The organism is Rhizobium sophorae (assembly GCF_013087515.1).
Classification (GTDB): domain Bacteria; phylum Pseudomonadota; class Alphaproteobacteria; order Rhizobiales; family Rhizobiaceae; genus Rhizobium; species Rhizobium sophorae.
In genome coordinates this window covers 142,876-164,303 of the sequence record NZ_JABFCN010000019.1, presented here as the reverse complement: position 1 = coordinate 164,303, position 21,428 = coordinate 142,876, and the positions used below count along the sequence as shown (strand labels likewise).

Annotated in this window: 16 protein-coding genes; 9 read left to right on the top strand and 7 right to left on the bottom strand. The window is 60.1% G+C overall.

Annotated elements, in window-relative coordinates; genetic code table 11:
- Nucleotides 1–113: 113 nt before the first annotated feature.
- The 4 genes from G9X64_RS12040 to G9X64_RS12025 form a co-directional block, all read right to left on the bottom strand.
- Nucleotides 114–1,463: an HlyD family type I secretion periplasmic adaptor subunit gene (locus G9X64_RS12040; RefSeq protein ID WP_168313616.1), complete on the bottom strand. Its 1,350-nt coding sequence runs from the start codon at nucleotides 1,461–1,463 to the stop codon at nucleotides 114–116.
- Nucleotides 1,464–1,468: 5 nt separating this feature from the next.
- Nucleotides 1,469–3,766: a type I secretion system permease/ATPase gene (locus G9X64_RS12035; RefSeq protein WP_171376608.1), complete on the bottom strand. Its 2,298-nt coding sequence runs from the start codon at nucleotides 3,764–3,766 to the stop codon at nucleotides 1,469–1,471.
- Between the two features lie 25 nt (nucleotides 3,767–3,791).
- On the bottom strand, nucleotides 3,792–5,828 hold the full coding sequence (locus tag G9X64_RS12030) for a hypothetical protein (RefSeq protein ID WP_171376607.1): 2,037 nt from the start codon (nucleotides 5,826–5,828) through the stop codon (nucleotides 3,792–3,794).
- Nucleotides 5,829–5,969: 141 nt separating this feature from the next.
- Nucleotides 5,970–6,953, bottom strand: a complete 984-nt coding sequence (locus G9X64_RS12025) for a fibrinogen-binding protein (protein WP_171376606.1) — start codon at nucleotides 6,951–6,953, stop codon at nucleotides 5,970–5,972.
- Nucleotides 6,954–7,797: 844 nt separating this feature from the next.
- Between G9X64_RS12025 and G9X64_RS12020 the strand changes: the two genes are divergently transcribed.
- Nucleotides 7,798–8,580, top strand: a complete 783-nt coding sequence (locus tag G9X64_RS12020) for a helix-turn-helix transcriptional regulator (RefSeq protein ID WP_168312034.1) — start codon at nucleotides 7,798–7,800, stop codon at nucleotides 8,578–8,580.
- Between the two features lie 15 nt (nucleotides 8,581–8,595).
- Here G9X64_RS12020 and G9X64_RS12015 read toward each other — a convergent pair whose 3' ends face one another.
- Nucleotides 8,596–8,916: a hypothetical protein gene (locus G9X64_RS12015; protein WP_171376605.1), complete on the bottom strand. Its 321-nt coding sequence runs from the start codon at nucleotides 8,914–8,916 to the stop codon at nucleotides 8,596–8,598.
- 383 nt (nucleotides 8,917–9,299) lie between these two features.
- Between G9X64_RS12015 and G9X64_RS12010 the strand changes: the two genes are divergently transcribed.
- The 5 genes from G9X64_RS12010 to G9X64_RS11990 are packed head-to-tail and all read left to right on the top strand — an operon-like array spanning nucleotide 9,300 to nucleotide 14,707.
- Nucleotides 9,300–10,322 (top strand): UDP-glucuronic acid decarboxylase family protein, encoded by a 1,023-nt coding sequence (locus G9X64_RS12010; protein ID WP_171376604.1) that lies wholly within the window; start codon nucleotides 9,300–9,302, stop codon nucleotides 10,320–10,322.
- Nucleotide 10,323: 1 nt separating this feature from the next.
- Nucleotides 10,324–11,307, top strand: a complete 984-nt coding sequence (gene galE, locus G9X64_RS12005; RefSeq protein ID WP_171376603.1) for a UDP-glucose 4-epimerase GalE — start codon at nucleotides 10,324–10,326, stop codon at nucleotides 11,305–11,307.
- Nucleotides 11,304–13,175 carry a glycosyltransferase family 2 protein gene (locus tag G9X64_RS12000; protein ID WP_171376602.1) on the top strand — a complete coding sequence of 624 codons (1,872 nt, stop codon included), beginning with the start codon at nucleotides 11,304–11,306 and terminating at the stop codon, nucleotides 13,173–13,175. The genes galE and G9X64_RS12000 overlap by 4 nt, the downstream gene beginning before the upstream one ends.
- Before the next feature lie 38 nt (nucleotides 13,176–13,213).
- Nucleotides 13,214–13,735, top strand: coding sequence for a DUF995 domain-containing protein (locus tag G9X64_RS11995; protein ID WP_171376601.1), 522 nt, complete (start codon nucleotides 13,214–13,216; stop codon nucleotides 13,733–13,735).
- A 3-nt stretch (nucleotides 13,736–13,738) separates the two neighbouring features.
- Complete coding sequence (locus tag G9X64_RS11990) at nucleotides 13,739–14,707, top strand: glycoside hydrolase family 26 protein (RefSeq protein ID WP_171376600.1); 969 nt, start codon at nucleotides 13,739–13,741, stop codon at nucleotides 14,705–14,707.
- A 64-nt stretch (nucleotides 14,708–14,771) separates the two neighbouring features.
- On the opposite strand, the gene G9X64_RS11985 is transcribed toward G9X64_RS11990, so the two are convergent.
- Complete coding sequence (locus tag G9X64_RS11985; RefSeq protein ID WP_168312041.1) at nucleotides 14,772–16,061, bottom strand: ABC transporter substrate-binding protein; 1,290 nt, start codon at nucleotides 16,059–16,061, stop codon at nucleotides 14,772–14,774.
- Nucleotides 16,062–16,206: 145 nt separating this feature from the next.
- Between G9X64_RS11985 and G9X64_RS11980 the strand changes: the two genes are divergently transcribed.
- From G9X64_RS11980 to G9X64_RS11970, 3 genes are read left to right on the top strand one after another with little or no spacing between them, the layout of a single operon-like run.
- The gene (locus G9X64_RS11980) at nucleotides 16,207–17,235 is read left to right on the top strand and encodes a LacI family DNA-binding transcriptional regulator (RefSeq protein WP_168317299.1); all 1,029 of its coding nucleotides are present in this window, start codon (nucleotides 16,207–16,209) and stop codon (nucleotides 17,233–17,235) included.
- Nucleotides 17,236–17,244: 9 nt separating this feature from the next.
- Nucleotides 17,245–19,101 carry a DUF2264 domain-containing protein gene (locus G9X64_RS11975; protein WP_168317298.1) on the top strand — a complete coding sequence of 619 codons (1,857 nt, stop codon included), beginning with the start codon at nucleotides 17,245–17,247 and terminating at the stop codon, nucleotides 19,099–19,101.
- Nucleotides 19,098–20,108 (top strand): hydroxyacid dehydrogenase, encoded by a 1,011-nt coding sequence (locus G9X64_RS11970; protein ID WP_168317297.1) that lies wholly within the window; start codon nucleotides 19,098–19,100, stop codon nucleotides 20,106–20,108. Before G9X64_RS11975 ends, G9X64_RS11970 begins: the two co-directional genes overlap by 4 nt.
- 28 nt (nucleotides 20,109–20,136) lie before the next feature.
- On the opposite strand, the gene G9X64_RS11965 is transcribed toward G9X64_RS11970, so the two are convergent.
- On the bottom strand, nucleotides 20,137–21,414 hold the full coding sequence (locus G9X64_RS11965; protein WP_171376599.1) for a Gfo/Idh/MocA family protein: 1,278 nt from the start codon (nucleotides 21,412–21,414) through the stop codon (nucleotides 20,137–20,139).
- Between the last annotated feature and the right edge of the window lie 14 nt (nucleotides 21,415–21,428).

Sequence of the window (21,428 nt, the reverse complement as noted above, 5' to 3'; positions counted from 1 at the left end):
ACCCTTTCTCCCCGGAGGGGATCATCCCTCAAGGGATGACATGTGGACATTGCATCAGAACAACGGGCAAGTCCGTCATGTTTACCGGACCGCCCATGCCGGATCGTCAGCGATCAGCGCTCCTTGAAAGCCCGGGACATGCTGTCGGTGATCGGTTTGCTTAGATATTCGAAGAAGGTGCGTTCCGACGTCTGAATCAGCACTTCGGCTGGCATGCCGGGAACGGGATGGAAATTGTGCACCCGCGCAATCTCGGAATCGGGTATTGCGACGCGGACGATATAGACGTCCTTGACCGACGCTCCCGAATTTTCCTCGATCGAATCGGCTGAGACGTAGAAGACCTTGCCCTGCAGAACAGGGGTCGTGCGCCGGTTGAGCGCCGTGAGGCGGATCGAGGCCGTTTCTCCCTCATGCAGCTGATCGATCGAGGTGCGCAGTACCTGCGCTTCCAGGATCAGCGGCACATGCGACGGCAGGATCTCCATGATCGGCTTTCCTGTCGTGATGACACCGCCGGCTGTGTGAAAATAGGAGCGCACCACCGTGCCCGACACCGGCGAACGGATGGTGGTGCGTTCGAGCACCCCGGCGGCCTCGCGCATCTGTTCGCGCACACTGTCAAGATCGGTTTCGGCCGTCTCGAGCGCATCGAGTGCCGCCTGCTTGTTGGAGTTGACGGCGATGACGGCTTCCTGGCGGAATTTGGCGATCTCCGCCTCGCTCTCGTTGAGCTCGCCGTTCAGTCGAGCAATGTCGCCCATCGCATCGGCGATCGCCCGCTCGATTGCCAGCAGATCCGTCTTGCGCATATAGCCGACCTTGACCAGCCGAGCCTTGGAGTCGCGTTCCTCGATCAGCAGCGACAGCTGCCTTTCGAAGGATTCTCGCTGGCCCCTATAGCCGGCGAACCGGAATTCGAGCGATGCGATGTTCTTCCCGATCAGATTGAGCTGCTCCTCGAGCTTGATCTGCTTGCTGTGGAAGACGACGTTCTGGCTCTGGATGATTGCGTTGATGTCGGGATCACCGGCCTCCTTCGTCACGATATCGGGAAGCTGGAATTCGCGCAGGCCCTGCGCTTCGGCACGGAGCCTTGCGACAACGGCTTCCAGGCGCAGGCGGCGAAGCTGGAGCATCCGCTCGTTTGAGCGGGATGCTGTGGGATCGAGGGTCAGCAGGATGTCGCCTTCCTTGACCGTATCGCCTTCGCTGACGCGCATCTCCTTGATGATGCCGCCTTCCAGATGCTGGACGATCTTGTTGTTGCCTGTTGCGACGAAGCTTCCCTGTGCGATAACGGCGGAGGCAAGCGGCGCCGTCGCCGCCCAGAAGCCGAAGCCGCCGAAAGACGTGAAGAGAACCGTCAGGCCGACGATGCTGTGCACACGAATCGAGCGCGGCACATCGCTATACCATTCGAGCTGCGCCGGACCGGTTGTCTCCCGATTTTTCCGTCCCATGTCGTTCATCCCTCAATGCGCGGTGCTTGTTGACCGCTATTGCCGTTGTTCTTGGAAAGCGCCTGCAGCACCTCGATCCTTTCACCGAACATGGCGACAGTGCCCTCCTTGAGCACGAGGATCTTGTCGACGCATTGGAGAAGAGCCGGGCGCTGGGTAATGGTGACGGTGGTGATGCCCTGCTTCTTGGCGTGGATCAGCGCCTTGGCAAGTGCTGCCTCGCCCTGGGTATCGAGGTTTGAATTCGGCTCGTCGAGGACGACGAATTTGGGATTGCCGAAGAAGGCGCGGGCCAGCGCGATGCGCTGCTTCTGGCCGCCCGAAAGCGGAGCGCCATCGGCCGCCACGATGGTTTCGTAGCCCTGCGGGAAGCCTGCGATGAGTTCGTGCACGTCGGCCAGCACCGCGGCCTCGTAGATCTGGTGATCGTCGACGTCGTCGCGCATGCGGCAGATATTGGCCTTGATCGTGCCGGGAAAGAGCTGCACGTCCTGTGGCAGATAGCCGATGCTTTCGCCGAACTGGCGCTGGTCCCAGTTGCGCAGATCCATCAGGTCGAGGCGCACATTTCCCGATGTCGGGACGATCGAGCCGACGAGCATCTTGCCGAGCGTCGTCTTGCCGGACCCGGAATTACCGATGATCGCAAGGGATTCCCCCTTCCGGAGCGAGAAGGAGATGCCGTTGAGAATGACCTTCTTTTGCGGTGGCGGCACGAAGAGAATGCGTTCGACATCGAGCCGGCCTTCGGGATTGGGAAGACGCAGGCGCGGGAAGTTCAATGGGGAATTCAACAGCAGTCCCTTGATCCTGCCATAGGCGGCCGCCGACCGGTTGAACTGGTTCCAGCCTTCGATGGCGCCTTCGATTGGCGCCAGCGCGCGTCCTGAGATAATCGAGGCCGCAATCACCATGCCGCCCGTCAACTCGCCAGAGAGCGACAGATGCGCGCCCCAGCCGAGCAGGGCAACCTGGGTGATCATGCGGCAAGCCTTCGATATGCCGGAGAAGATGATGTTGCGGTCCTGTGCCTCGACTTGCGATTTCAGCGAACCCGCCGTTTCCCGGCCCCACATCTTCACGGCCTCGGGGATCATCGCCATTGCGTTGATGATCTGCGAATTGCGCGACATGGAATCGAGATGGAAATTCGCCCGGCTGAGATAACCGTTGGATTCGGCGAATTGCCGGGCGGTGAATTTCTGGTTCAGATAGGCGATGACGAAAAGCACCGCGCAGCAGACCATGATGATGATGCCGAGATGCGGATGTACGAAATAGACGACGACCACGAAGAACGGCATCAGCGGGGCATCGAGAAATGCGATCAGCGTGCCTGATGTCAGGAAGCCGCGCAGCAGCTGCAGATCCTGCAGCGTCTGATAGTCCTTGCCGCTGCCATGCAGCGATGCCCGCGCTGCAGCGCTGAGAATCGGCGCGCCGAGCTGCACTTCGAGCTCCACCGCGGTGCGCATCAGGATGAAGCGCCGCACCGAATCCATGAAGGCCTGCAGCAGCACGGCACCAAGCACGGCGATCGAGAGCATGACGAGCGTGTCGATGGAGCGGCTTGTCAGCACCCGGTCGGATATCTGGAAGAGATAAAGCGGTATCGCCAGCAGAAGGACGTTGATGGCGATCGTGAACATCATGACGACCACCATATTGCGTCGTACCGCCGCCATGCCGCGCGAGAGGCTGGCGGCGAAATTCACAGGCTCGCTGCGCTTGTGAAAACCGCCGCCACTTCCCCCGCCCCCGCCCCCGCCGCCCCCGGGATCGGAATCCTTGCCGTTTCCGCCGCCGCCGGTGCGCAGCCGCCTGTCGTTCTCGCTGATCGGACCGCTTTCACCTTCGATGGTCTTGCCGAAAGGCATCGTCGGGCTCGATTTGAGCTCGGTCTTCTCTTTCGGCAGTTCGGGAGTCACCCGCGCTTCGATCTGCGGTGGGGCCGGCGCTTCCGCCGGTTTTGCTGTCGCCAGGCCCTGCGCCACCGCGACAGGAGGTGCTGTTTCCACTTTAGCTTCCGGCACCGCCGTCTTTTCCGGGAGGGGCGCCTGCGTTGCGCTTGCGCGTCCGGTATCGGCAGCCTCGTTTGCCGCAGCTTCGGACGTCTCCTTGCGCTTATCGGGAGACGAAGCAGCGGCGCCGCTCAGCCTGCGAAGGTTCTCGACCGCCTCGTCGATCGCGGAGATGCACACATCGGCCATCGCCGTTTCCGAAGGGGCAGCGGAAGGAATACTGCCCGACCTCAGATCGAGGGCGCTGCCTGCCGCAAAGACTTGTTTCGAAATCTGGTTCATCGTGGTTCCCTCGCAATACTCAAGGTCAGGCGACCATGGCTTGCATTACGTCGGCGGGATGCGTCGACGACCATGAAAAGTCATGCCCGGCATTCATGACGCCGTCCGCAGAATCGCTGCCTGCCGGATCGTCGTTGTCGAGAAAGGCGATGACCTCGTTGGCGAGCCTGCCGTCGGCCGGGTGCGGCAGTGTCGTGTCATGCTCCACCAGCCCGCCCTGAATGAGGATGGCGTCTGAATAGAGCTGGCCTGCCAGATAGGTCGTCTGGCCGAAACTGTCGTAGTCGACGATCTCGGCGATGTTGATGACCGCATTGCTGCCCGTGTCGATCGTAACCGTTGCATCGGGATTATTGTCGAGGAGCGTCGATGCCGCCTGGGTGACATCGTCGGAATCGCCGAGGATGCTGACCTGCTTTATGATCGTCATGTCATAGAGATTGCCGGTGATGTAGAGCACGTTCAGCCCGGCATATCCTTGGAAATTCGCATCGAAGGACAGCCCCTCCGGCATATTGGGATCGCGATCTTCGACCGCCTTCTGCGCGTCGACCATGTAGTCGGGCATGGCCTCGAACGGGCCGCCGGTCCCCACATTGTGGATCGAGGCGAAATTCCAGATCAGGTTGTTGCCCGTTTGTATGTCGGCGCCGGGATCGAGGTCGCCCTCTGCCCGCACCCAGTCATTGTCGTAGAGCAGCGAGACCTGGGTGATGCTGTTGATATCGAGCACATTGCCGCCGATGATCACCAGATCATATTGCAGGCCCATCTGGAAAAAGGAGGAGAAATTGATCGAAGTATTGCCGCCCGTCAGAACCGTGGTTTCGGACCCTGAGGTGGTGACCGTCATCGTGTCGTTGTCGGTGACGAAGTGATACTGCTCGATCCACTGGACGAAGGATACGTCGCCGTCGATGACGCTGACGCGCCAGCTGTTGGGGAACGTCGGCTCGGCAGGATCGGGTTCGGCATAGCTCGATGCTTCGAAGGTGCTTTGTTCGAAGACGGCGATATTCTTGGCGATCGTTCCGGCTTCCTCGGCCGAGTGACCGGATGAGCGCAGCGCCGAGGCGATCTCGTCATTGTCGCTGTAGACGAAGGCCTGGGAGACCGCGTCGATCTGATGATAGTCGCCCATGACGGCGGTGACCGACGCAATGACGCCGGTATGGATCACGGAGGCGACGTTGACGACGACGTTCGAACCGGCGGTCACCTCAAGGCTGTTGCCGCTGGGGTCGGTCTGCTCGACGGATGTTTGGGTGTCGTCGGGCTCTTCCGGGAGCTTGGCGAGACCGCGATCGGGCAGGAAGTCGTCGAGGACCGGTATATCGGTCTCGGCCTTGCCGTTGATGTAGACGGTGTCGTTGACCTCGGGGTCGAGGCGGACAAAATCATGCGTCGCGTCGGTGCCGAGCGAGGTTGCGCCGCTATCCTCGGTATTCTGGGCATTCTGGATATAGCTTTTGAGATCCTCGGCGATCTTCAGGGCACCATCATACGTATCGGTGCGGTGGAGGCTTGCAAAAGGCGTGAAGATCTCGGCCTTGGTACTGAAATCCGCCAGCCGCTCGATGACGAAACTCGTGTCTCGAGGCGCATGGACGCCGTCCGTCATATCGAGATAGTCGTCGTCATAGAGGGCGTTGACCTGCAGGACATGACTGATCGCCGAACCAGGCCCGGCAAAGACTGTCAGTTCCGGCTCCTCCGTGAGCACGATATCGGTAGGATCGCCGAAATGCGGTAACGGGATGTCCTTTCCGGCAATCGCCGCCAGCTTCTCGATGCTCTCTTCGAAGACGCGGCCGAAATGGCGCGCCGGGCCAAATTCGATTTCGTAGCTGCCGCTTTTGTAATTGATGCCCGGATCGTAATCCTTGAGCTGGAGATCGGAAGCGAAGGCGGCGGTAAAGGCATCCTGATCCGGCAGAGCCGTTCCATCCGCGCCCGGCCCTGCGCCTTCGGCATAGTTGGTGCGCAACCTCATCTCGTCGGTCGTCATCTCGAAGAGACCGATGAAGTGCGCAATGATTTCCGAAATTTTCTCGATATGCATGGTTCGGCCCTCCCATTCGAGATGACGATCGGCCTAAGGGGCGCCCGCCGGGAGCCGTGGTGTGGTCGTCAAATCGTTTTCAAGCAGTCAAACTGCACCGGCGGAGCCGGTGCAGTTCCTCTTGGTCGTTGGAGGTCAGTATCAGGTGCCGGTATCCTCGCCGACGTCGGAGGCGTGAGAATTGCCGCCGATGACGCTGGAGTCGACCGTATTGCTGAGCAGGTTCGCACCCTGAACGAGCTCGAGGTGGAAGCCGGAATTGGCAAGGATCGCCGAAGCATCGGCCGCGCTCGAACCAGCGGCGTCGTCGCCGGCCTTGAGATCCCAGCCTTTGCCGTCCATGTCCAGGCCTTCTGCACTATTGGCGGTGCCGCCATTGGCATTCAGGTGGTTCTGGGCTCCTTCGTTCTCCATCTTGATGTTCCAGGCGCTATCCTGGTCGGCCAGATGGTTCGCCTGGACGGCGCTGAAGCCGCTGTCATTGCCTTCGCCGGTCAGCGAATTGTTCAGAATGCTGTCGACGTCGAGAGTGAAGGAGAAGTCGTCCCCGAGGTTGAAGGTGAGGTCGTGTCCGGCAACGCCGAGATTGGAGTCCTTGACGTCCTCGATGACGGCGAAGTCTGTGTCCGTCTTGTTGAAGCTGTCGGAGGTGTTGTTGCTGTCGGTAACCGTCTTCGTATCCGTATCCGTCTCGGTAACGGTCTTGATGTCGGTATCGGTCACGGTCTTCGTATCGGTGTCCGTGATCGTCTTGGTGTCGTTGTCGCTGTACGACTTGCTGTCATAGCTCCAGTCGTAGTCGGTCTTGGTGTCGGTATCGGTGATCGTCGTGGTCTTGGTGCTCGTATCGTCGTCGGACTTGTAGCTCCAGTCGTATTCGTTGTCGCGGTTGTCGCCATTGTTGGTAGCGACATCGATTTCCGCCTTGACGTCGACGTCGACGCTGTTGTCGGTATTGTCGCGATTGTCGCCATTGGCGAGGCCGCCGACATAACCGGTCGAACCGTCGTCGATTTCAGTCGAATTGATGGCACTGTTGGCAAAGCCGTCGGCGAGCGCCCCGACCTTTGTGATTTCGGTTTCGTCGCCCGAGGATTTCGGGTCGTGCTTGTAGTCGTCAGACATTGCACTCTCTCCAGAAAAAAACCGGAGCAGCTTTTCGAAATCCCTCTCATCTCAAATGGGATTTTACGCGCGCTAGCTCCGATGCGGTTAACATCGGCAGATGTATTCGATACTATTCATCTGCAGCTTCCTCGCGATTTGTTGATCAAACCGTTGGTATTGGGAACGTACGTACTCAGTACAAGGCCGCACATATCCGGCTCCGAATCCTGCAAAGGATGGGAGTAGTCAGGTTTTCTTTTCGTTGAGTTGCCCTATAATGGAGGCCAGCATCAAGAACGCATAACGATGCCTGGCTTTTCCATGTCGCCACTTGGACGACGATCACAGGATGCTGGAAAAAATGCGGATCCGATAGACACCAATTCGGGCTAAGGAGGATCTGCCCTGCCCGAATAGCCCTCGGAAAGCTCCTGTCGTCGGAGCGCTAAGATCTGTCGGCGGCGGCGTCGGCGAGCAGCGATAATCCGGGGCTCCCGGCATTCGCCGCAGGGTTGAGGGGCACCTTTCGTCCTTTCCCTGTCTCATATCCGGCTCGTCCTGCATGACGGAAATATGACAATTTGTACTGAAATATTACACTCAACTGTTCTTCTATAGTCGGAGAAAATATAGCCTTGAAGTATCTATTGCGGTGAAAATACAACCGAAGATTTGTATCGTGTCGTTTTTCGTCCGCCAAAACTAATTACTTTGGGCCATTTCCTTCCTTCTCAATCCGTATTAACATAATTAAGAAATGTCTAAAAAATAAGGCGATGACATTCGGGGCCGGCATTTCATACTATCTAATACCCGCCATCGCTCCACGTTTGAGTAAAGTGTAACGCTAGGGGAGGCGTATATGTTCATGACAGGCTCAGGAATGGAGAATGCGGACCAAGGGAGGAAGTTGAGTTCGTCCGGAGATACTATACTAGTGGTAGCCAAGGCGGATCTGTTTTCAGAATGCATGGTAGAAGCACTGGCAAAGAAATTTCCGAACTGTGAAGTGGCAAGCATAACGAGTACAAAGCCGATACTGGAAAAAGATGCCAGCGATCTGAAACTCGTTTTATTCTATCATATACCCGGCCCGGAGCTTCATGAAGCGCTGCAGGCTGCCCGCGAAAACCACCCTGAAACCTCGATCGGACTTGTCGTCGAAGCTATCGACATGCTCGAGCCCTATGTCAGCCGGCTGGTAGAAGCGCGGATCATCGATGGCGTCCTGCCACTCAACCTGCGGCTTGATGTCTTCATGGCTGCAGTGGACCTGCTGATGAAGGGCGGCGAACATTTTCCGTCAGCACTTCTCAATCGTCTCACCAACAAAAACGCCCAGCTGGAGCCTTCGCTCTATCAGACAAAATCGGTCGATGCGGCCCGCAGCAATGCGCTCAAGCTGAGACGCGACAGCATCTCCGCTTTGACCACCCGGGAGGTTCAGATCCTGGATCTCATATGCAAGGGCACGCAGAACAAGATCATCGCCGACAAGCTACATCTTTCCGAAAATACCGTGAAGGTTCACGTCCGCAACATCTACAAGAAGATGAATGTCCGAAACCGCACGGAAGCTGCGTCCCGTTTCTTCAATGAGCATCCCGGCGGTGAAGACGATATGTCCGGCCGTTGGCGCAATTGACCTGACGCTTTTGCTTCAGATCGAGGGGCGTGCAAAGCAGCGTGACTTCTGTCCGAAGCCGCTTGGAGAGCAGATATAGGGCGCCGAGCCATGATAGGCTACGGTGCGGACCGTTGCCCCCGCCGGGCGCTCGGCCCGATTTGCCGGATAGGCATAGGCCTTGGAAACGCGCGGCGCCTCGACCACGGCGATATTCTTCTTCGCGACGACCGCGATATCGTCGCCGACGACCGTGCAGGCCGTCGGTCCGATCGCAAGAAGCGCCGTTCCCCAGGCAAACATCGCCGAGCGGATACGCCGGCCTTTCATCTGCGCTGCATCTTGTTTTTTCAACATGCCAAAACCCCTCGCATATGGCGCTTCCGGATGCAAGACCGGCGGTGCAGCTGAGCGCAGCCAATCTCCCGTCTTCCCTTTTATATTAGCTGCGTTGAGTGAAGCTTGAGCGCGGGCGAGAGCATTGTCGCGGAGAAGGGTTAAGTGTGATTAATCATCCGTTATCTTGAAGAATACTTGTGTAATTATTTTGGATACTAGAACTTTTTAAAGTTGATCTTCACGCTAATCGTCTTATCATTTGAGTAGTAAATCAGTTATGTGAAGAATAACTATAAAGTTATTCATGTCTTGATAGGGGGTTCACGAACATCCAGACGGATAAGGAAGACTTGATGTGCATAAATAAATCAAAAGACTAAATACATGGGAAGGAGTTTGTAATGCGTAGTTTCGTTCCCAGCGAAAGCTATTCTGAAGTGTCAGGCATACCGGTCGCGCAAGCGTTGCGCACCGTTCTTGTGAATGGCGGGGGAGGTTTCCTCGGTTCACATCTCTGCGAGAGGCTTCTGCAGCGCGGCCACCGTGTCATATGCCTCGATAACTTTTCCACCGGCCGCCGCGCGAATGTCGATCACCTTGCGTCGAACACTCGCTTCCACATCGTCGAGCATGATGTTCGCCAGCCCTTCGACATCGAAGCGTCGCTTATCTTCAATTTCGCCTCTCCGGCCTCTCCGCCCGACTATCAGCGGGATCCTGTGGGAACGCTGCTCACCAATGTGCTCGGCGCCGTCAACACCCTGGATTGTGCGCGAAAGACCGGTGCGATCGTCGTCCAGTCGTCGACGTCGGAGGTTTATGGCGACCCGATCCACAGCCCGCAGCACGAATCCTATTGCGGTTATGTCAACCAGATCGGACCGCGCGGCTGCTACGACGAGGGCAAGCGCAGCGCCGAAACCCTGTTTTTCGATTATCACAGGACTTATGGCGTCGACATCAAGGTCGGCCGCATCTTCAACACCTATGGACCGCGCATGCGCCTGGACGACGGGCGGGTGGTTTCCAATTTCATCGTGCAGGCCCTGCGCAACGCGGATCTGACGATCTATGGCGATGGTCAGCAGACCCGTTCTTTCTGCTACGTCGACGATCTCGTCGAAGCTTTCCTGCGTTTTTCGGTTGCCGGCAGCGCCTGCAACGGCCCGATCAACCTCGGCAATCCTGCCGAAATGACCGTTCGGCGCCTGGCGGAAGTCATCCGGGACCTGACGAACTCGCGTTCCCGGATCGTCCACCTGCCTGCGGTCACCGACGACCCCCGTCAGCGGCGGCCGGATATTTCCCGGGCCATGGCCGAGCTGGGCTGGCAGCCCCGCATCGGGCTCGAAACCGGCTTGGCTCGCACCGTCGACTATTTCGACGGACTGCTCGCCGGCACAGAGAAGGCTGAGGTCGTATGAGATGCCCCGCTACATTCTCGTCACCGGCGGCGCCGGTTTCATAGGCAGTCATATCTGCAAAGCGCTGTCGCGCGCCGGCATGATCCCGGTTACCTACGATAATCTCTCGACGGGACATGCCGACAGTGTCCGCTGGGGGCCGCTCATCCGGGCGGAACTTGCCGATGCAGCCACGCTGCGCCGGACTCTTGAGGAGTTTTCGCCCGATTGCGTCATCCATTGTGGCGCCAATGCCTATGTCGGCGAATCCGTCGACATGCCCAGGAAATATTACCGGAATAACGTCGTCGGCAGTCTGACACTGCTCGAGGCCTGCCTCGATCAGGATATCGACCGGATCGTCTTTTCGAGCAGCTGCGCCACCTATGGCGTTCCCGCCTCGCTGCCGATACGGGAGGAAAGCCCGCAGCACCCGGTCAATCCCTATGGGCGCACCAAACTGATCTTCGAAATGGCGCTCGAGGATTTTGCCGCCGCCTACGGCATCCGCTTCGCCGCACTGCGTTATTTCAATGCGGCCGGAGCAGATCCAGACGGCGAGCTCGCCGAGCGTCATCACCCCGAGACCCATCTCATCCCGCGCGCTCTTCTCGCCGCCGCCGGCAGGCTGGAGCGGCTCGATATCTTCGGCACCGATTATGCGACCGAGGACGGAACCTGTGTTCGCGACTATATTCATGTCAGCGATCTCGCGCAGGCGCATCTCGCCGCCGTCAATCATCTCTTGGCGGACGGCGGCTCGCTCAGCGTCAATCTCGGCTCCGGCCGGGGCACCTCGGTGCGCGAGATTCTCGAGGCGATCCATCGCGCCAGCGGCCGCGAAGTCCCCGTTCGTTATCGCTCCCGCCGCGCCGGCGATCCGCCGATCCTCTTTGCCAATACCGCAAGGGCGAAAGCGGAACTCGGCTTCGCGCCGGTTTTCTCGGATATCGATACGATCATCCGCACCGCCGGTCCCACCTTCGGACTGGAGATGACGGCATGAGCGACGCTTCGCAAATCGGCCACGGCGTCGGGATGGCGAAAGCCGCTACCGCGGCCGATGCATTCGATCCTGTTTTCACCGGCTGGAACCGGGTCGCCTATGGCTTCGGCATCCTCTGCTGGCTGACGGCACTCGGCTATTTCTGGATCTGGTGGTGCCAGTTCGCCCATATCATTTCCTGGGCCGCCTTCGTGCTCATCACCCTCGTGCTTGCCTGGATAACGCTCGTGCCGGCCTATTTTATCCTGATCTTCCTCGATGCAAGGACGGTCAGCCCTCGCGCGCAGCTGCCGGAAGGGCGGGTGGCTATGGTCGTCACCAAGGCGCCGTCCGAGCCCTTCGCCGTCGTCCGCGCCACGCTGCAGGCGATGCTCGACCAGATCGGCGTCGATTTCGATGTCTGGCTCGCCGACGAGGACCCCTCGGAGGAAACCAGGCGCTGGTGTGCGGCGCACGGCGTGCTGATCTCCAGCCGAAAGGATGTGGCGGAGTATCATCGCACCACCTGGCCGCGCCGGACGCGTTGCAAGGAAGGCAACCTTGCCTATTTCTATGACCACTTCGGCTATGCGCGCTACGATTTCGTCGCCCAGTTCGATGCCGACCATGTGCCGACGCCGACCTACCTCCGTGAAGTTCTGCGCCCCTTCGCCGATCCTGAGATCGGCTATGTCTCCGCTCCGAGCATTTGCGATGCCAATGCCGGGACAAGCTGGGCGGCGCGTGGCAGGCTCTATGCGGAGGCAAGCCTGCATGGTTCGCTGCAGACGGGTTACAATAATGGCTGGGCGCCCCTTTGCATCGGCTCCCATTATGCGGTCCGCACCGCCGCCCTTCGTCAGATCGGCGGCCTCGGCCCGGAACTTGCGGAAGACCATTCGACGACGCTGATGATGAATGCCGGCGGCTGGCGTGGCGTGCATGCCGTCGATGCGATCGCGCATGGCGACGGACCGGCGAATTTCACCGACCTCGTCGTCCAGGAATTTCAGTGGTCGCGCAGCCTGGTCACCATTCTGTTGCAGCATTCGCACCGCCACATCATGCGCCTGCCCTGGCGGCTGAGGTTCCAGTTCGTGTTCTCGCAACTCTGGTACCCGCTCTTTTCCGCCTTCATGGCCATGATGTTCCTGCTGCCGGTTGCCGCGCTGCTGACGGGCCGTGTCTTCGTCAATGTCACCTATCCGGATTTCCTGCTGCATTTCGTGCCGATGTCGATCGTGGTGACGCTGTTTGCCTTCTTCTGGCGGGCAACGGCAACCTTCAGGCCGCACAATGCGAAACTGCTCGGCTGGGAAGGGCTTGCCTTCATCTTTCTGCGCTGGCCATGGTCGCTCGCCGGCAGCCTTGCCGCTGTTCGCGACCATATCTCCGGCTCCTTCGTCGATTTCCGCATCACGCCGAAGGGAAGGCAGCAGCAGCGGTCTTTGCCGCTGCGCGTCATCGCGCCCTATATCGGGCTCGCCGGCCTTTCCGCCGCCGCAATGATGTTTGCGACCGATGCCGCGGCCGCCCAGGGTTTTTATGTTTTCGCCATGATCAACCTCTCGGTCTACCTGTCGCTGACGGTACTGATCGTCGTGCGCCATGCGGTCGAAAACGATCTGCCGCGGCTGCCGCAATCGCGCGGGCTGTGGCTTGCTACAGCCACCGGGCTTGCGATTTTTGTCGCCGGCGGCACGCAGGCGGGGAGCCACGGCCTGCGCGGCCTCGAAGCTCTTTCGCATGGCCAGACGTTCGTCAGTTTCACCGAAACGCAATTTGCCGTGGCCGGCGCCGGCCTCGGCGGCGGCAAGACCAGGATCGTGAAATTCCACCTGAGATGGAATGGTTTCGGCAGAACCGGCCGAGACGAACAGGGTGCGTGAGCCGGCGGAACCGGCAAGTGTCGAGTATGGAGGAAGTAATGAGTATCGGATCGAGACTATGGGGAGCAGCGCTTGCTCTCAGCCTGTGCCTGCCGGTGGCAGCGCACGGCGTCGAGGTGGCCAAAAAGAAGGCGCCGACGCCGCTCAGCGCCTATGAGCTCTATCGGATCTACGGCGACAAGACCTGGACCTGGAACACCGGCGGCGGCCGTTTCTTCGATGACGGCCGGCGGTTCGTCGCCTGGAGCAACGACAAGGGGAATCCATCCTTTGCTGAAGGCAGATGGGTGGTCGACGATCTCGGCCAGCTCTGCATGCGCGCCACCTGGACGAATGCCGAGGGTGCGGCCCGCGCCAGCACCTGTTTCGGACATCGCAAGATCGGCAACACGATCTACCAGCGGCGCCAGCCGAACGGCGAATGGTATGTCTTCCGCCACGCATCGGTCCGTCAGGATGATGAATTCCAGAAGCTTGTTCCCGCCGATACCGTGAGCGCGAAGGCAAGCGAAGTGAAGCAGATCCTGCTGAGCCAGGAAGTAGCCCGAAAAGGAGGGTGAGCCGTGAAGAAGCTGATAAAAAACCACCTCTCGACCGCCGCGATAGCGCTGCTGCTACTGTGTGTCGCGGATCTGCCGGGCCGAAGCGAAGTGCAATATGCCGGCATTGCCCCGAACCCGGCCGCGGCCGTGCGGACGATCATCGACAAGCGCCCCGTGCTTCACGCCGGCGGCATCAAGTTCGGTGCCTACGATCCCCACGGCGATTTCGGCGCGCAGGCGAATGTCGCGACCGAAGCCCTGTTCCTGCCATGGGAGGACGTCGACCTCGAGACGTTGCGCGTCGCCGATGCCTATGCGCAGGCCAGAGGCCGCAACCTGCTGATCACCGTGGAGCCCTGGTCCTGGGACGTCGATTGGCGGCTGACCTCCGCTGAGCTCCGCGCAAAGGTCCTGCGCGGCGACTACGATGTCAACATGCGTGCGATCGCACAGATGATATCTGAGCTGGAAAGCCCGGTGATCGTCCGCTGGGGGCAGGAGATGGAAGACAAGTCGGGGCGGTTTTCGTGGTCCGGCTGGAGCCCGCAGGACTATATCACGGCCTATAAGCGGATGATGGATATCGTCCGCGAGGAGGCGCCCGGCACAGAGATCATGTGGTCGCCGAAGGGAGAGCCTGGCCTTGAGGCCTATTATCCCGGCGACGATTATGTCGATCTCGTCGGACTCTCGGTCTTCGGCCTGCAGCGCTATGACGAGCTTGCCTATAATGAGCACCGGACGTTCTCGGAAGCGTTGAAGCAGGGCTATGGTCTCGTTGCCGGCTACGGAAAGCCCATCTGGGTAGCGGAACTCGGTTATGAAGGCGGCGACGCCTATATGAAGCCTTGGATCGAAACCGCCACGTTGAAGCAGAGCGCCTTCCCGAATCTGCAGGAAGTGGTCTATTTCAACGACCGGGATGTGCATGCCTGGCCCTTCAATCTCGGCCGGCCGGACTGGCGCGTGGTCGAAAGCCTGGGCAACTGACATTCTGAAAAAAGAGAGGTCCGCCGGGGTGTTGCGGGCCTCTCCTCTCATGTCCGGCGACCGATCATCCCTTGATCGTTGCCTTACCCTCTTCGATCAGCCGGGTTGCCGCATCGGCGGGCGAGACCCGTTCGAAGGCGAGTTCGTCACAAATCGGGCGCAGCACGCGCTGATCGAACTGCGTCGATCCCATCGGCGCCGGCGCCGGATACTCGCCGACCTGATCCTTGAGGAGATTGACGTATTTGACCGTTTCCTGCTCCGTCGGGTTGAGCTGGGGCAGGATGGCTTCGCGCACCGTCGGCGACATCGGCACGCCGCGCTCGACGCCGAGGATCTTGCCGGCCTCGACATCGTTGACGAAGAAATTGATGAATTTCGCCGCCTCTTCGGCGTGTTTGGTCGTGGCCCCGATGCTCCAGATCAGCGCCGGACGGTAATAGTGGCCAGACGGCCCGCCTTTCTTTTCGCGCGGAAGGGTGGTGATGCCGATCTTGTTCTTCATGATCAGCTGGTAGCCGACCATCTGGTTGGAATAGGCCATGCCGATCGCCGATTTGCCGAGGGCCAGGCAATTCGTGTCGATTGTGTTCTGGTCGAGCGTCTGCACGTCGGCGGCGACAGTGCCGCCTTTCTTGCGCAGCTCTTCCCAGTAACTGAACCATTCCTTGGCGTCTTCGGCATTGAAGCCGAGGGCGCCGCCTTGGTAGAGGCTCTTGCCGCGCTGGCGCAGCCAGGCGTCGAAAACATAGGCGTAGCGGGCCGCGTACGGTCCGCCGGCAAAACCTTCCTTGCCGGCTGCCTGCGTCAGTTCGACGGCAAGCTTGGCGTATTCTTCCCAGGTGAGATCGGGCGTCGGCAACGGCAGGCCGGCCTTTTCGAAGGCAACGGTGTCGAAGAACATCGAGAAGGAGTTGAGACCGAGACCGACGCCGTAGAGCTTGCCGTCGACGGTGGTGAGCTTCAGCATGTCGGCGCCGAAACTATCGACCTTCAGCGTCGCGGGCACGAATTCGTCGAGCGCCAGGCTGGCGCCGCGCCTCGAATAGTCCGAAATCGTGCTGGGCTCCAGCTGGAAGACGTCGGCGACGGCGCGGCCGGCCATCTGGGTGGCGAGCTTCGTCCAGTAGCCGTCGCCGGAGAGCGATTCACCCACCACGGTCACGCCAGGCGTTTTCGTCTGGTAGAGCTTGGCGACATCAAGCGTGCGCTTGGCGCGGTCGTTGGACCCCCACCACATGGCGCGTAGCTGTGCGTCTTCGGCAAAGGCCGGAATGGCGCTTCCGGCGCCGAAGGCGAGGCCGGCGGCCGCACCGGCAGAACCCATCAGGAATGAACGGCGATTGACCTGCATGATATCCTCCTTGTTCCAATATGCCCGGAGCCATCCTCCAATGGCCTTACCGGACATTTCAGCAAACAGAGTACGCAAAAAAAATTCTATTGCAAGAACCAACCATTTTCTTGCAAATTTGCATTATTTGCATAATGTTTGTTGTATGAACGACCAAAAAATCAGACGGCCGCGTCAGGCCGATATAGCCACATTGGCCGGCGTCTCGGTCTCCACAGTGTCACGCGTGCTCGCCAACGAACCTGGCATCAGCGAAAGCGTGCGCCGGCAGATATTGAAAGTGGCAGCCGAGAACGGTTATCCCGTCAAGCCTGCTTCCGAAGCCGTTGCGGGGGGACTGGCACTGATCGCCAGCGACGGCGTCACCGGCACTCTCAGCGTCTTTTATGAAGCGATCGTCGACGGCCTGCGTGCCGGCGCTGCCGAAGCGGGCATGCCTTTCGAAGTCCGGCTGGTCCGCGAGGATCGAACCACGCCGGATGCCGTGCGCGACTATATGCAGACCGCGAGCGCTGAAGGTCTCTTTCTCGTCGGTATCGATCCGAACGACATGTTGCGCGGCTGGCTGCAGGCTAGCATGACTCCCACCGTTCTCGTCAACGGCACCGACCCGAGGATGCAGTTTGATGGCGTTTCGCCGGCTAATTTCTTTGGTGCCTATGAGGCGACCAGCCGGCTGATAAAGGCCGGCCATCGCCGCATCCTGCATTTGAGCGGCTCTCACCGCCATACGATCCGGGAGCGAGTGCGCGGTTTCGAGGCGGCCATCGCCGCCGTCGCCGGCGCCGAGGGCCGCCTCGTGTCCCTGGCCCTTCAAGGCAGCGCCAGCCGGGAGGCGCATGAACGCACGGCAGAAGCACTTGCCGAGAATGCCGGTTTTACCGCCGCCTTCTGCATGAATGATTTCATCGCCGTCGGCGTGCTCGAGGCCGTCACCGAGGCCGGGCTGCGTGTGCCGGAGGATTTTGCGATTGTCGGCTTCGACGATCTGCCCTGCGCGCTGATGACCAATCCGGCGCTCTCCACCATGCGTGTCGACCGCGCCGCCCTCGGGCGCGAAGCCGTTTTGTTGATGCTGTCCCGTTTCCGCAACAGGACGGCCTTGGCGCGCCATATCTGCCAGGCGGTCGTTCCCATTCCGGGAGGAACCGTTCCGAACATCGAAAACCCGTGAGTGATGCCGATGACCTATGATCCCGCCAGCGCCAACCCGCTCGCAGGCAATCCGCTGGAAACCCGCGCCGATATGAGCCGTGCTCTGCTTGCGCTCTTCGATCCGCTGCTTGCCTGTTTCTCGAAGGGCAATGCCCGCGTTAGGCTCAATGGCGGCGGCGCCCATTTCGACCGGGCGGCGGCCGATCTCGAAGGGTTCGCCCGCCCGCTGTGGGGATTGGCGCCGTTTGGCGCCGGCAATGGCGACTTCGCCGATTGGCATCGTTTTGCCGAAGGCCTCGCAAACGGCACGGACCCCGCCCATCCCGAATATTGGGGAGCGGTCAATGGCCGCGATCAGCGGATGGTCGAGCTTGCCGCTCTCGGTTTTGCCCTGGCACTGGTGCCGGAAAAGATCTGGGAGCCGCTCGATGCCCGCGCTCGCAGCAATGTCGTCGCCTATCTCAAACATGTAAGGCAGTTCGATTATGCCGACAACAATTGGAAATTCTTCCGGATCTTCGTCGATATCGCGCTCGATCGCCTCGACGCCGATTTCGACCGCAGCCTGACACGGCAATATCTCGAGGAGCTTGAAGGCTTCTATATCGGCGACGGCTGGTATCGCGATGGAAACGTGCGCCGTATCGACCACTACATTCCCTTCGCCATGCATTTCTATGGCCTGATCTATTCGAAACTCGTCGACGACGATTATGCAAAGCGCTACCGCGAGCGCGCGGTCCTCTTCGCCCGGGATTTCCGGCATTGGTTTGCCGCTGACGGGGCGACGATCCCCTTCGGCCGCAGCCTGACCTATCGTTTCGCCTGCGCCGGCTTCTGGTCGGCGCTTGCCTTTGCCGATCTCGAGGCTCTGCCCTGGGGCGAGGTCAAGCATCTCTGCCTGCAGCATCTGCGCTGGTGGAAGGATAAGCCGATTGCAGATCGAGACGGCGTGCTGTCGATCGGTTTCGGTTATCCGAACCTACTGATGTCGGAGAGTTACAATTCCGCCGGCTCGCCCTACTGGGCCTTCAAGGCCTTCCTGCCGCTGGCGATCGCTGAGGATCACCCGTTCTGGACGGCGAAGGAAAAAGTGCCGGAGCAAGCACCTGACATCGTCTCCCAGCGTCATCCCGGCATGGTGATCATGCGGGCAGGCGGCGATGTCGTGGCGCTGTCTTCCGGCCAGGAAAACCTGCAGATGCGGTGCGGCACGGAAAAATACGCGAAGTTCGCTTATTCCGCCCGCTACGGCTTCAGCGTCGAGGCCGATGAGCGCGCCTTTGCGCTTGCCGCCTTCGATTCAGCGCTTGCCTTCAGCGATGACGGCCTGCACTACCGCGTGCGCGAAACGAATGAAGAAGCCAAGCTCGCAGGCGAGGTGCTGTTTGCGAAATGGTCGCCTTTTGCCGATGTCGACGTCGAAACCTGGCTCGTGCCCGCCGCACCCTGGCATATCCGCCTCCACCGGATCAGGACAAGCCGATCGCTACGGATTGCCGAAGGCGGATTTGCCATCGGCCGCCGGGACTTCGAGCTGGATACGCTGTCGGCTTCGGATGGGATTGCCTATGCGGTCGGCGAAGCCGATTTCACCGGCATTCTCGATCTCGGCTCTTCGGTCAAACGTGCGGGCCTCGTCCAGAAGGCAATGCCCAACACCAATGTGATCGTCGCGAAAACGCTGGTGCCGCAGCTGCGCGGGCAGATTCCGCCCGGTGAAACCATCCTGATGACGGCGGTGCTGGCGCTCGACGATCCCGCTGCCGTCTCGTCTGCCTGGGCGACACCGCCGAAAGCGCCTGACATCGCAACGCTGGAAGCCTTGGTGAGGGAAAAGGGCGTGACAGTCAGCGCCATCGAAGCGCCTGGGCAAATGCCATGAGCCAGCCGGCCATTATCCTTGCCATGCAACCGTCGCGCACGCAGCATGTCCTGCCGGATGAAGTCCTGCGCCGGCTGGACGACATCGGTCGCCTGCTGGATTCCAAGCCGCTGCAGCGCTTCGACGACGAGCGTGCGAGACGTCTGCTGGCCCAAGCCGAAATCCTGATCACCGGCTGGGGCGGGCCTTATGTCGGGCCTGAAATCCCCGCCGCGGCGCCGCATCTCAAGTTGATCGTCCATGCGGCGGGTACGGTCAAGGGCGTCATCGACGACGCCATCTTCGAAGCGGGTATCCCGGTCAGCCATGCGGCCGAGGCCAACGCCGTGCCAGTGGCCGAATTCACGCTGGCGGCGATCATCTTCGCCGGCAAGCGTGTTTTCCGTTTCCGCGATCTCTACGTCGCCGATCGAAACCGCAACCGGACCTATCCGATGCAGCGCGAAGCGATCGGAAACTACCGCCGCACTGTCGGCATCGTCGGCGCTTCGCGCATCGGGCGGCGCGTGATCGAGCTCTTGAAACCGTTTGACTACAGGCTGTTGCTCTCCGATCCGACGCTTGATGCCGCCGAGGCCGCCGGCCTCGGAACGGAAAAGGTCGATCTCGACGAATTGATGCGGCAATCGGATATCGTTTCCCTGCATGCGCCATCGCTGCCGTCGACACAGCATATGATCGATGCGCGAAGGCTGTCGCTGATGAAGGACGGCGCGACGCTCATCAACACGGCGCGCGGCATTCTCATCGATGAGGCCGCCTTGCTTTCGGCACTGAAGACCGGCCGTATCGACGCGGTCCTCGATGTTACCGATCCGGAGATCCCGGAGGCGGGTTCTGCTTTCTATGATTTGCCGAACGTCTTTCTAACGCCGCATATCGCTGGCGCCATCGGGCTGGAACGGGCGCGCCTCGGCGAGATGGCGGTGGACGAGATAGAGCGCTTCGTGACCGGCCAGCCGCTGCTCTATCAGATCCATCAGGCAAATCTCGAAAACATCGCCTGAGTCGCGTCGAGGGCTTAGGCGAAGGGTATCAGCGCGACGTCCTCAGCGAATTTGGCGAACCGTCATTGGCAAGTTCAGGCATGAGATCGGCAATGTTGACCACCTTGCCGGTGCGCGAACTCGTCAGTGCCGCAATGCCGCAGAGCACCGACATGGCGCCGGCCCGCGTACCGGCGCGCTGGGCAAGCTTGTCTTCCATTTCGGGCTTGAAGATCATGTTGCGCATCCGGTCGTCGCCGCCGTAATGGCCGCCCGTGAAATGAGGAACGACGATGCGCTCCACCGCCTCCTTACCATCAGGGAAATTGCGGATGAGCTGGATCGTGTCCTCCTTCGGCTCTTCCCAGGGCTGAGCCTCATATTGACGAAGCTCGATCCGCCCTTTGGTGCCGTTGAAGGCAAGGTGATGGCCTTCGATCGGCTGGAAGGTGTTCAGCGAATAGGAGACATGGACATTGTTGCGATAACGGAGCGACACCACCATCGTATCGGGAATGTCGATGTCCTCGCGGAAGACGCAGCCGTCTCGGAAGTAGCCGTCGATCTTCGAGGGATCCTCGTAGAGTGAATCGAGAAAGGGATCAGCCTCGAGATCGAGATAGTAGTCGCATTCATGCGCATGCGGACAGAGTTTGCAGCGCGGGCCGCGGAACGGGCCCTTGCGGCCGTAATTCTGCAGGTCGGCGAAGGAGGTAACGGCTTCGGGATCGCTATCGAGATACCAGTTCAGCAGATCGAAGTGATGCGTCGCCTTGTGGACGAACAGGCTGCCGGAATTTTCCGTATAGGCATGCCAGCGGCGGAAGTAGTCGGCACCGTGCTTGGTGTTCAGATACCAGTGAAAATCGACCGAGGTGACCCGGCCGATCTCGCCGGCATTCAGCAATTCCTTGATCTTCGCAGCCGTCGGCGCATAGCGATAGTTGAAGGACACGTCGACCCGGCGACCAGTGCGCTTTTCGGCATCCAGAATCCGGCGAATTTTTTCGACCGAGGTCGTCATTGGCTTTTCGGTAATGACGTCGATACCGGACTCCAGCGCCCGCACGACGATATCATCATGCGTATGGTCGGGCGTACAGACGATGACGAGATCCGGCTTCTGCTCGGCAAGCATAGATTCGATGTCTTCATAGAGCGGCGCATTGCTGCCGATCATGTTGCGGGCGCGCTCGCCGCGCAGCGAATTCTTCTCGACGATCGCGGTCAGGTCGACATGTTCGCGCCAGCCGGCAAGCAGATCCTTGCCCCACATGGTGGTGCCGCGGTTTCCCGTACCGATCAGGGCAAAACGGCGTTTCTCCATCGAATGATCCTCCT